This is a genomic window from Prosthecobacter fusiformis (genome assembly GCF_004364345.1).
In the GTDB taxonomy this organism is placed as follows: Bacteria; Verrucomicrobiota; Verrucomicrobiia; order Verrucomicrobiales; family Verrucomicrobiaceae; genus Prosthecobacter; species Prosthecobacter fusiformis.
In genome coordinates this window covers 429690-441357 of the sequence record NZ_SOCA01000003.1, presented here as the reverse complement: position 1 = coordinate 441357, position 11668 = coordinate 429690, and the positions used below count along the sequence as shown (strand labels likewise).

Here is an 11668-nt window from a genome sequence, read left to right as displayed (position 1 = left end):
TTAACATCGCTCCTAGCCCCGGAGCTGGGGAGTGGCTGAAGTGAGCTCAAAGCTCCAGACCTGTATTGGCCACTAGCTGTGTCACTGTCTTGATCGGCACCCCTGATGCAGGTGCGTCGAAGTTGAAGTTGGCGATCGGTGCAGCGATGATTTTAACAATCACTCTCCTTAAATTTTGATTAACCTGCCGATTGGCGTTGGTATCGTTGCTAGGGAGCCGCACATCCAGCGGGGGCAGATTTACCTGCACAACGTAACTGAGGAGGGAATTGATATCCGCCCCCCCGGTCTGCCCTTCAACCAGTTCCAAGCCTTGATCGTCGAAGAAACGATTTTCCTGCACGCCTGCTTCAAGGTTTGCCCAATTGATGGTCTGCAATTCCCCTACGATCTGGTCCACAATGCGGGTCTCAGACTGCTCATTGGCTGTTTTTCTAGATAATTCCAGCCCGTGAGGCAGCAATCCGAGAATGGTGACGACTCCGAGCGCCATAATGCCAGTCGCAAGGACGACTTCCACAAGGGAAAAGCCACAACGCGAGGTCTGGCGACGAAGATACGAGAGTGATGGTTTCATGAGAGGGAGGTCTCCGGCTGGTGGATGGGACTGCTATTTCCGGTTATTTGTTCAGAATACCTTGTTGGCCTATGTACCGTCAATTCAAATACATGGTAAATACCATTGGCTACACAGGACTGGAAATTGAGATCGAGTATCAAAAGAGCCATTCCTGTGAAAAACTTTTTTATGACTGCTTCATAATCAACCGTTTCCGATGATGATTCGGCTGTGAAAACTTTTACATCCTTTACGATCTAAAGGTATTTCTTATTTAATCTTGAGGTTTCATCTTTTTTGAAAATTACCCATTCCGTTATTTAAAAAACAAGATCGGCCCCTCCATCCGCAATCGGCGAGAAGCAAAAAAAAGCGGGGCACCGAGGGTGCAAATACCCCCATGAAATCCCCCACCCTGGAATCGTTGTCATCCATTCGTGCAGATGGATCACACCGCACGATTCATCCAGCGGATGTGCGAGGCCGCTTTACTGCCTGGCGACGCGGATCCGCCTTGTTGCTCCTGGGAATCTATATTTCCCTACCCTGGATCCCCATCAATGGCTACCCGGCTGTGTTTCTGGATGTGCAGGAGCGGCGCTTTCACTTCATGGGGCTCACCCTGGCCACGCAGGATTTATGGGTGGGCTTCTTCCTCATCACGGGGCTGGCCTTTTCACTCTTTTACGTTACCGCGCTTTTTGGCCGTGTCTGGTGCGGATGGACCTGCCCTTATACTGTTTTTCTGGAGCACGTTTACCGGCGTATCGAACGCTGGATTGATGGTGATGCCACAGCACGCCGCAAACTGGACGCAGCACCCTGGTCCTTCAGCAAAGCCATCCGCCGAGGGCTGAAGCACACCATCTTCCTTTTCGTCTCTGCCGTCATTGCCCATATTTTTTTGAGCTACTATGTATCTTTAAAAACCCTGTACCAAATGATGCTGGGGCCACCCAGCCAGCACCTGATGGCCTTCGGCATCATGCTTTTCCTCACTGGCGGACTTTATTTTGCCTTCAGTTGGTTTCGCGAACAGTTCTGCGTCATCCTTTGCCCCTATGGCCGCCTTCAGTCCGCTCTCACCGATGACCACAGCGTCGTCATCGGATATGACAAAAGGCGTGGAGAACCCCGTGGCAAGGTCGGCAGCACCAGCGGTGCCTGTGTGGACTGCCGACGCTGCGTGCAGGTGTGCCCCACCGGCATCGACATCCGCAACGGCCTGCAACTGGACTGCATCGGCTGTGCCGCCTGCGTGGATGCTTGCGATGACATCATGCTCAAGCTGAAGCGCCCCACCGGCCTGGTGCGTTATGATTCCCATGTCGGCCTGCATGGCGGCAGGACGCGCTTCATCCGCCCGCGTATCATTCTTTATACCGGGCTCTTATTGTTAGGCATCGGTGCCTTTGCTTTCTCTGCCCTGCAACTGTCGCCTGTCCGCGCCAGTGTCGTGCGCATGGTCGGTGCACCCTTTTATGTGGCCGATGGCACCTTGCGAAATCAATTCCTGGTCCGCGTCATCAACAAACGCAATAGCCCCTCCACCTACCGGCTAGAGCTTACAGGCGATTTTCCTGCTCAGCTCAGCATTAGCGGACTCAATGAAACACTCAACCTGGACCCATTGGGCGAAGAACAAAAAACCCTGGTACTGTCCCTCCCCGAAGCCGCTTTCAACCAGCCTTTCAAGCTCCAGGTCAAAGTCATAGACGCTGTGCGTGGCGATGCCGTCACCACCCGCGTCATGGAATTCCTCGGCCCCGATACCCGCCTCAAAACCAATGCACCTCTCAATCCGAAAGATTATATTCAATAAGCCCTGGCTCCTGCCCGTGCTCTTTTTTCTCACCTTTGTCGCCAGCTGGATCGCCTTCATCGTCTTTGCTATCCAGCACCGCCCCCAGGAGGTCGAACGCATCCTGATGCTCCTCCCCTAGACCAAGCCGAAAACTGCCGTCCTATGCCCGCCATCGATACCAGCGCCGCCGCCTTCCTCGCCGGATTGGTCACAAGTGTACACTGCGTCGGCATGTGCGGTCCCCTTTCATGTTCGTGGGCGGTTTCCTCTAAATCTGGAACCTCTGGCTTTATGCGCAATACCGCCCTTTATCATGGTGGGCGCCTCATCTCCTACGGCCTCATCGGAGCCGTCGCCGGTGCCGCAGGTTTCATACCCCTGAGCTGGTTCCAGCATGGTGCAGGCATCGTCCTGCCCTGGCTTATGGTCATCGCCTTTGCCCTCGTCGGCATGGGGCTGGACAGATATCTGCCGAAACCTCAGGTCCTCAGCCACAACCTGCGCAAGATCCAGACCGCCGCCTTCCGCATGAAAAGCGCCTGGCGCGCCAGTTTGTTAGGCCTCGCCACACCTTTGCTCCCCTGCGGCCCTCTTTACGTGATGTTTGCCCTCGCCATGGCCAATGGCAGCTCCTTCAAAGGGGCTGAATTTGCCATCGCCTTTGGCCTTGGCACGCTGCCTCTTCTCTGGCTGGCGCAGACGCAGCTTCATTGGTTAGGCGGACGCCTCCAGCCCGTCACTCTGCGCCGCGTCCAGCGCGGCCTCGCCCTCAGCGCCGCCCTCATCATGGCCTGGCGCCTCCGTGGCACTCTGGATTTCACCAGCGACGCCGTTCCAAGTTGCTGCCATGCGATGCTCTAGGTATAACGACGCTCCCAAAGATCGGACATGGTTCCATAAATGTCTGCATTATCACTGATCACCAATGCGGCGTCATCAATTGGAAACGGCATTTGATCAACTCCCGCCAGAAATTGCTTCAGTTGAGTTGTGTTCGATGCCAAAGAGTCCTCACGACAGTACACGGCAATCAATTGATGATCGACGATTCTGACCACCCGGCCTCGCAGAAAGCCACCATAGTCAGGCTCATCATTCAGAATATGCTCGTAGCCAGGAGGAGGATTTGAGCGATGGCTTCTCCCTGCATTGTGAAGCCTGCCATCTGGATAAATCCAAAAAACAAACTCTGGCACACCATGTGTCAGATCTCTGATAGCAGTACGTCGGCCTTTAAATCCTTCTTCAAGAAATGGAAACCATAATGCCGCCTGCTGCCGTGAAATACTTCCAAGGGTGATCATTGTTAACGAGCCAAATTTCTCATCCACATAGGTGGCGAACAACTATAATCACCTCATAAAACTTTATTTTTCAGATGCACAAAAGGGGGCTCCTCACAAACTCCTCAGCATCACCAGCGTCTCCGCCAGTTGCTTGTGCCCCGCCTTCTCCATCAGCCTTGGGAACCTACCCTCGATCATCACCAGTTTGCCATTGCGTGTCAGCATCAGCTTGCGGTCCTTAATCTCCACATCGCTGATCCCCGCATGAGCCGCTGCCAGACGGATGGAAGCGCATGTCAGCAGATTGGTCACCGCATGGGGCAGCTTGTCGCCGAACTGGTCGCGCCACTGGCTTTCCAGCTCATCCAGTTCCTTCCGCGTCATCACTTCCCCAAGCTGGCGGTATGCCGTGATGCGCATCCGCGTGTCCTCGATGAATGTGCTAGGCAGAAACGCCGGCGTTGCTCCCGCAGCCGCTTGCACCATCAGCGCCTCCGTCTGAACCAGGAAATCCGCCCGCAGCGCCACCTCGATGGGTCGCGCCACACGCCGACCCTGCATCTTGTTCACTGCCTGCTTCAGCATCTGGCAGTACATGTCAAAACCCACTGCTGCGATGTGCCCGCTCTGCTCCGTCCCCAGCAGGTTACCTGCACCGCGAATCTCCAGATCCCTCAATGCAATCTTGAACCCGCTGCCTAGGCCCGCGTATTGCTTGATCGCGTTCACACGTTTGCGAGCATCTCCCGCCGTCACCGCATCGCGCGGCAGCAGCAGGTACGCATGCGCCTGTTGTCCACCGCGTCCTACACGTCCGCGCAACTGATACAGGTCCGCTAGGCCGAATCGGTCCGCCCGGTCAATGATGATCGTGTTCGCATTCGGGATGTCCACGCCGCTCTCAATGATCGTCGTGCACACCAGCACATCTGCGCGACCGTCCACAAAGGTATGCATCACATCCTCCAGCAGTTCCTCATCCATCTGCCCGTGGCCGATGATTACCTTGGCCCTCGGACAAAGTTCGCGGATGCGCTGCGCCACCTTTTCGATCGTCATCACTCGATTGTGCAAAAAGAAAATCTGCCCGCCACGGTCCAGCTCCATGTCCACTGCCTGCTTGATGACACGCTCATCATATGGACAGATCATCGTCTGGACAGCCTGTTTGTTAGGCGGCGGAGTCTCAATGGTGCTCATGTCCCGCATGCCCATCAGCGCGAGGTACAGCGTCCTCGGGATCGGCGTCGCGCTCAGCGTCAGCACATCCACAAAACGGAACATCTCCTTGAACCGCTCCTTGTGTTTCACCCCAAAACGCTGCTCCTCGTCGATCACCACCAGCCCCAAATCCTTGAATCGCACATCCTTGGAGATCACCCGGTGCGTCCCCACCACGATGTCCACATTCCCCTCCCGCACCCCCTGGATGATCTTCTTCTCATTCTTTTTCGGCGTCAGTCGGCACAGCATCTCCACCGTCACGGGAAACTCGCTCATGCGCTCGCGAATATTGACCCAGTGCTGCCTCGCCAGCACGGTCGTTGGCACCAGGATAGCCACCTGCTTGCCGCCCATGACTGCTTTGAACGCCGCCCGGATCGCTACTTCTGTCTTGCCAAAACCCACATCCGCGCACAGTAGTCGGTCCATCGCCTTGGGCGATTCCATGTCCGCCTTGATGTCCTCCACACAGCGGAGTTGGTCCGGTGTTTCCCGATAAAGGAACGAGTTCTCAAACTCCACCTGCCACTTCGTATCGTGGGAAAAGGCATAGCCCGTCACGCTCTGCCTTTCTGCACTGATCGTCAGCATCTTCGCGGCAAATTCCTCCACACTTTTCTCCGCGCTCTTCCGTGTCTTCTGCCATGACGCGCCCCCCAGCTTGCTGAGGGCCGGGGCTTTCCCACCTACGCCTACATACCGCGTCACCATGTGCGCCTGGGCCACAGGTACAAAAAACTTCGCCTCATCCGCATAGTGCAGCACCAGCACCTCCTCACGCCGCCCCCCAGGCGCAATGCGTGTGCTCACCCCGCCATACCGCGCCACCCCATGGTCCGCATGCACCACTAGATCCCCGTCCCGCAGTTCGCGCAAAACATCCCGCGCCTTCCTCAAAGTCTCCGGGTCATCCAGCTTCGACCCCCGAACCCGTCGCGTGTGCTGGTGTCGGCCAAAGATTTCCGCACCGGTTAGTACCGCCAGCTTTGCCGCAGGCACTGTGAAGCCCCGGTAAAGCAGGCCTAACAAACTTTCCAGAGGCTTCATCTCCAGTGTTTCGGACAGCTCCGCAAAACGCTCTTTCTCTGCCTCATTGTGGAAAAAAACCACCGTCCGCCACCCCATTCCCTGCCACTCCTTCACCTGCATTTGAAACTGCTTCCGCCGCGCCTCATGCAGCACAAAGTCCGATGCATCAAAGACCCCCAGCGGATTCTCATGAATCGCCGTCCCATAGTCCTCCACCATTTCACCAGGTGCCGCATCTTCCACGATCCGCACCTGGCACGGCCTCGATTCATCCCCGCCCACCATCAGCACTATATCCTCCGGCAGCAGATAGTCCTCCACCTTTCCCTCATCCGCCGCCGCCTCGCTGATCTGCAAGAGAATCCCTGCCCTCTCCATCCGCCGAATAGACGCCTGATGATGAATGTCAAAAGCCCGAATGGACTCCAGCTCATCATCGAAAAACTCCAGCCTCAACGGCTCCTCAGCCTGCCAGGAAAAAAAGTCCACAATGCCCCCGCGTCGTGCAAACTGGCCACGCTCCATCACCACCGGCACCCTTTCATAACCCGCCCCGTCTAGTTCCTCCAGGAAAGCCTCCACGTCCAGCTTGGCACCCACCTCCAACGTCCGCCGCTGGTTCTCGATCTCCCTCGCAGCCGGCACGGTCTCTCCCAGACTCTCCGCACAGACCACCAGCGCCAGCGGACAGTCTGGAGCATGCTCCCGCCAGCGGCTCAACACAGACACCCGCTCCGCTAGGCTTTCCGGGTCTTGCAGTGCCTCCAGATCCAGCGCGCTCTGCCTCGGAAAATAAAGTGCAGGGCATCCCCATACCATCAGCTCAGCGTGCAGCGCATCCTGTGTCTTCACATCCGGGCACAGCACCCACAGCCTTCGTCCCGGGATTGCCTTCGCGACATGCCCCATCACCACTGCCACAGCAAAGGCCCGGGCCTCTCTTGTCACATGGTCCAGCACGATCTCCTTTTTTCCACCCAGTCCCTTCAGCTTTGTAGCAAACACCTCCGTTTCCAGCACTGCGGCCACTAAGCCATGCATTTCCACCCTCTCCCGCTTCGCAGCAGGAGGGGAGTGTTTGCGTTTCGTAGGGGCGGCTTTACGCGCCGCCTTTTTCACCGGGACAGGATCAGACACAAATAGCAGGGTATAAACGCCCCTCATCCTCACGAAGGCGCACAAACCCTGCCCTCGCAACCCGAGCCACACCTCAAAATGCTACGGCCGCTCCTGGCGGCATGAGCCTTCCCGTTCCACCTGCTCATTGGCCAATCGCACATGCGGAATCCAGCTCCCATCTCTTGCACAAACTCCACCCCCCGCCACGTTACCTCCCTATGAGCGCGCCCCCACCTGAAAAACTCTCCCAGGGCACCACCTCCCTCTGGTCCGAAGTACGTGCTGTGATGGACCTTGTCCTCGATTTCTCATTCAAAAGGTTCGTTACGCCCCACCTCATCCGTGTTCTTTACGCTCTGAGCCTCATTGCCGCCACCCTCGCCGCGCTAGGGTGGATGGCCAGCGGCTTCAGCGTCGGCCTTTTTTACGGCCTCTTTACCCTTGTCACCGGCCCGGTCGCCTTTCTCATGTACGTGCTCACCGCCCGCGTGATCATGGAGGTCATCCTCGCTATCTTCCAGATCGCCGAGAAAGTCCGCAAAGACTGACTTCCTCTCACCTGCCTTACAGTCACGAAGAGTCCTGAAGTTCGAAGAAATTAGCCGTGACCGCTGCTTTGATGGGGACCCCTCCATGGATCGCAAGCTCCCCCGTGACGTGGTTCGCGCACCACGGAATACCGTTCTCCCCCTCCGCCATTCGTCATTTTTTCTCACTCTCCTGACACACCGTTGTCAGTCCCTCGGGCCATGTCTGCTCCAGACATGCTCTCTTTCATCATCTTTGGCCGCCGCAGCGCCCCCATGACCGAATCTCCCACGTCACCGCACCCACTGCTCCTAGCTTCTAAACCCATGACTGAAGAAGTACCTCCCGCCCCCGCCCTGAAAGACTGGTTCGATGCCCCCCGCCTCCGCCACATCGCCAGCGAGGTCACGGCCCTCCAGCCAGCATTCGACTCCAAACACTTCCTCAAGCTTGCCCTCACTGATCTCGACGAGCTCTCCCTCATGCAGCGCCTCCGCCGTACCACCGAGAGCCTTCACGCGACCCTTCCAAGCAAATACCCCGCCGCCGTCAAAATCCTCCGCGCCCTCGCCCCCCGCATCAACCACAGCTTCGTCGGTCTCGTCCTTCCCGATTACGTTGCTCAATACGGCCTCCAGCACTTCGATCTCTCCCTCGAGGCCCTCAAATATTTTACTCCCTTTAGCTCTGCCGAGTTCGCCATCCGTCCCTTCCTCCGTCAAGACCTCCCACGCACTCTCGCCGTCATGGAGGCTTGGTCCCGCGATGACAACGACCACGTCCGCCGCCTCGCCAGTGAGGGATGCCGCCCACGTCTCCCCTGGTCCTTCAGGCTCGATGCCCTCATCGCCGATCCCACCCCCGTCCTCCCCATCCTCCAAAACCTCCGCGCTGACCCTAGTCTTTACGTCCGAAAATCCGTCGCCAACCACCTCAACGACATCACCAAAGACCACCCCGCTTGGGTGCTCGATCTCCTCCACACCTGGCCCCTGGGTGAAAGCCCACACACCACCTGGATCGCCCGCCACGCCCTCCGCACTCTCATCAAAAAGGGAGATCCCAGGGCCCTCGCTATCATCGGAGCCAGCGGCAAGGTCGAAGTCAAAATCCACCACTTCACCGTCACGCCAGACAACATTCAGTTAGGCCAAAAAATCCGCCTCACCCTCCAGCTTCAGTCCATAGCCACCGTCCCCCAGCGCCTCGTCGTCGATTACGCACTTCACTACGTTAAAAAAAGTGGCAGCACCTCCGCCAAAGTCTTCAAATGGAAAGAGTTCACCCTCGCCCCCGGTGAAACCATCACCCTCACCCGTGAGCAAACCATCAAAGACTTCACTACCCGCCTCCACCACCCCGGTCAACACGGTGTGGACATCCTCATGAACGGAGAGCTGATGGCCAATAGCGGCTTCCACCTCTCCAAGTAACTGGGAACCGCAAGGCCCCCGTCAGCATTCAAGAAACCCACCTGCTCAGGAAACATTCAAAAAAACACGAATGCCCAGCAATAGACACATTGCTGGGCATTTGTGGTTTAAAATCACTCCTGTCTCTCGCATCACTGAATCCCGAGATAATCGACGAGGGTTTCGTCAATAATCCCGGTGGGTTCCAGGCCATTGTCAGCCTGGAAATTGGCGATTGCGAGGCGCGACATTGGACCGATGTCGCCGTCCAGAGGACCGTCATAGTATCCCAGTTCAGCCAGGGACTCCTGCACAGCGTAGTCCAGTGAATTGGCTGGGGAATACGACAGGTTCACATAGGTGGATGGAGCGGCGGTCAGAGAGCTGTAATAGTACACGCCGGGAGTCTCATAGTAGTAAGACATGTTCGGCGGACCGAAATACCAGCCCAGACCACGGTAACCTTGCCCATGGCACAACCGATAATGGCTGCGCGGATAAGAACGAAAGGCTACATGACGGTCAATACTGGCGAAGCGTGACGAATCATGGAAGTGACGATGCCTGCTGCTGGAGGCTGTGGTGAATCCAGGACGCCCGAAGCTTGAGCCTGGACGGCGGGAAAATGAATCACTGCGGGAACTTTCTGGCCTGCGGATTTCTTCCCGGCTGCTTGGAGAACGGCTCGGAGTCGAAGGACGCGTAAAGGAAGGCCTGGAGTCCGAAGATGTAGGTGGGCGCGTGAATGATGGACGTGATGAACCCGATGAGGTCGGCGGACGTGTGAACGAAGGCCGGGAACTCGAAGTCGTGGGTGGCCGTGTGAATGAAGGGCGGGACGAACTCGAAGAGCTCGGCGGGCGTGAAACCGAAGGGCGGGAGCTAGAAGGCGTCGAGGGACGAGTGAACGAGGGCCGAGATGATCCCGAAGAAGTCGGTGGGCGTGTGATCGAAGGCCGGGAACTTGAAGACGTCGAGGGACGCGTGAATGACGGTCGGGATGAACTCGAAGATGTTGACGGACGTGTAAACGACGGCCGCGAAGACGAGGAAGAAGAGGGAGAGGGCCGCGATATCGACGGTCTCGACGAAGAGGGCGAAGGCCGTGAAATGGAAGGCCTACTGGAAGAAGAAGGACGTGCCTGGCTTGGGGATCGCTCGCGGCTGGACTCATCGCCGGGCCGCGCCATCGCAGTCAGGGGCAGACCAATCACACAAGCCCCCAGCAGCGCCACCGCGCCAAAACCCAGGCTCAGAGGAAAAGTTTTTGTTTTCATACCCATCTCTGACCCCTTTTTGCAGCCAGCTATTCAACTTCACCCAAAGAAAACCATCTTTTCCCAAAAATGCCTTTCGCCGAAATGTCCTAGAAACCAATTTCACCGCTCGCTCCAACCCCTTCATCTAATCGGATTATTTCGCCCCAGCGCGAAGGTGGATGCCAAATTTCACGCCGAGAAAGGTGTGAATCACTAAGAACTGGCTCGCCCGCTATGAGCTTCTTTGAAAAAGGTGAAGAAAAATGCCATGACGGCAAGACTGCATAATGCAGGAACCTGCCAGATAGCCTGCCAGTCGTGGGACAAGCCGATCACGGAAGGTGTAACGAGGACGTTAGCAGCGAGTACTTGGCCAGCCAGTAAAGTGCCGAGGAAAGAGCCTGCACCCCAGGTGACAAAGGCAATGAGGCCCTGGGCCGCGCCGCGCATGCGTGGCCCGGCAGTTTCATCCACATAAAGCTGACCGGCGATAAAAAGAAAATCATAGCAGGCACCATGAAGCAGAATCGCGGCGAAGATCCATGCCTCCTGCCAGCCAGGGGACTGTGCACTGGTGGCCAGAAGGAGGTAGCGGGCCACCCAACAGGCGATGCCGAGCAGGATGGTCTTTTTATAACCCAACCGGTGAAGAAACCACGGCAGCAGGAGGAAGAAGATGACATCTGAAACCTGGGCCAGGGAGGTCTTTGCCAGCATGTTCTCCCACTTCAGTTCGGTGAGATAGATTCCCAGATTCACAAAATAGAAATAAAGAGGGATGCACAGAAAAAACATGGACGCCATGAAGACGGCGAAGGAGGGCCTCTTTAACAAGGCCAGTGCATCCAGCCCCAGGATTTCACCCACGCTGACATCCTTTCCCTGCTTCATCGGAGGTGTGTGGGGAAGGAAGAAAGCATAGAGTCCCAGGACCAGCGAGCCAGCGCCTGCCAAATAAAACTGGATGCTGGATTCCGCCCCATTTAGGAAGTTCAGACCTATCAGTCCAGCTACAAATCCGACGGCTGAAAAGAGCTTTACCCGGGGAAAGTCCTTCTTCGGGTTTTTGAGATGATGCAGAGACAGGGCGTTGCCGAGCGCCAGGGTGGGCACATACAGCAGGCAGTATAGGATCAGAGCGGGATAAAAGCTGCTGAAGGTCTTCAGGCTAGGCAGCACGCAAAGTACCACGGCACCAAGGATGCCCAGGACACCGATGATCTTTTCCGAGGCGAAATAGCGGTCCGCAAGCAGGCCCGTGAGGAAAGGTGAAATCATGGCCGCGATGGCGAAGGCTCCATAAGCAAGGCCGACCTGGGCTCCGTCAAAGTGAAGAGTTTTCACCAGATAGGTGCCCATGCTTACATACCAGCAGGCCCAGATGAAATACTGGACGAACATCAAGTATGACAATCGCGCGCGGAGGTATGAATGGGTCATGGACGTGA

10 protein-coding genes are annotated in these 11668 nt (G+C 56.7%); 5 read left to right on the top strand and 5 right to left on the bottom strand.

Annotation, left to right across the window (positions count from 1 at the left end; all coding sequences use genetic code 11):
* Window positions 1-46: 46 nt before the first annotated feature.
* Window positions 47-577 (bottom strand): Verru_Chthon cassette protein B, encoded by a 531-nt coding sequence (vccB, locus tag EI77_RS11090; RefSeq protein WP_133795328.1) that lies wholly within the window; start codon window positions 575-577, stop codon window positions 47-49.
* Window positions 578-959: 382 nt separating this feature from the next.
* On the opposite strand from vccB, the gene ccoG reads away from it, so the two are divergent.
* Both ccoG and EI77_RS11080 read left to right on the top strand, forming a co-directional pair.
* Window positions 960-2381, top strand: a complete 1422-nt coding sequence (gene ccoG / locus EI77_RS11085) for a cytochrome c oxidase accessory protein CcoG (protein WP_133795327.1) — start codon at window positions 960-962, stop codon at window positions 2379-2381.
* A 144-nt stretch (window positions 2382-2525) separates the two neighbouring features.
* Complete coding sequence (locus EI77_RS11080) at window positions 2526-3224, top strand: sulfite exporter TauE/SafE family protein (protein WP_133795326.1); 699 nt, start codon at window positions 2526-2528, stop codon at window positions 3222-3224.
* Here the strand turns inward: EI77_RS11080 and EI77_RS11075 are convergent.
* Together EI77_RS11075 and mfd are read right to left on the bottom strand one after the other, a co-directional pair.
* On the bottom strand, window positions 3221-3709 hold the full coding sequence (locus EI77_RS11075; protein WP_133795325.1) for a hypothetical protein: 489 nt from the start codon (window positions 3707-3709) through the stop codon (window positions 3221-3223). The genes EI77_RS11080 and EI77_RS11075 overlap by 4 nt on opposite strands.
* Window positions 3710-3760: 51 nt before the next feature.
* Complete coding sequence (gene mfd / locus EI77_RS11070) at window positions 3761-7039, bottom strand: transcription-repair coupling factor (RefSeq protein ID WP_243838794.1); 3279 nt, start codon at window positions 7037-7039, stop codon at window positions 3761-3763.
* Window positions 7040-7239: 200 nt separating this feature from the next.
* Here mfd and EI77_RS11065 point away from each other — a divergent pair, with 200 nt between their 5' ends.
* Both EI77_RS11065 and EI77_RS11060 read left to right on the top strand, forming a co-directional pair.
* Window positions 7240-7569 carry a DUF4282 domain-containing protein gene (locus EI77_RS11065; protein ID WP_166647189.1) on the top strand — a complete coding sequence of 110 codons (330 nt, stop codon included), beginning with the start codon at window positions 7240-7242 and terminating at the stop codon, window positions 7567-7569.
* Window positions 7570-7875: 306 nt separating this feature from the next.
* Window positions 7876-8982 carry a DNA alkylation repair protein gene (locus tag EI77_RS11060; RefSeq protein ID WP_133795648.1) on the top strand — a complete coding sequence of 369 codons (1107 nt, stop codon included), beginning with the start codon at window positions 7876-7878 and terminating at the stop codon, window positions 8980-8982.
* A 131-nt stretch (window positions 8983-9113) separates the two neighbouring features.
* On the opposite strand, the gene EI77_RS23345 is transcribed toward EI77_RS11060, so the two are convergent.
* Window positions 9114-9386: a peptidoglycan-binding domain-containing protein gene (locus tag EI77_RS23345; protein ID WP_166647188.1), complete on the bottom strand. Its 273-nt coding sequence runs from the start codon at window positions 9384-9386 to the stop codon at window positions 9114-9116.
* Window positions 9387-9543: 157 nt separating this feature from the next.
* On the opposite strand from EI77_RS23345, the gene EI77_RS23340 reads away from it, so the two are divergent.
* The gene (locus EI77_RS23340) at window positions 9544-10437 is read left to right on the top strand and encodes a hypothetical protein (RefSeq protein ID WP_166647187.1); all 894 of its coding nucleotides are present in this window, start codon (window positions 9544-9546) and stop codon (window positions 10435-10437) included.
* Here EI77_RS23340 and EI77_RS11050 read toward each other — a convergent pair.
* Window positions 10434-11660 carry an MFS transporter gene (locus EI77_RS11050; RefSeq protein ID WP_133795322.1) on the bottom strand — a complete coding sequence of 409 codons (1227 nt, stop codon included), beginning with the start codon at window positions 11658-11660 and terminating at the stop codon, window positions 10434-10436. The two genes, EI77_RS23340 and EI77_RS11050, sit on opposite strands and share 4 nt — an antisense overlap.
* Window positions 11661-11668: the final 8 nt, after the last annotated feature.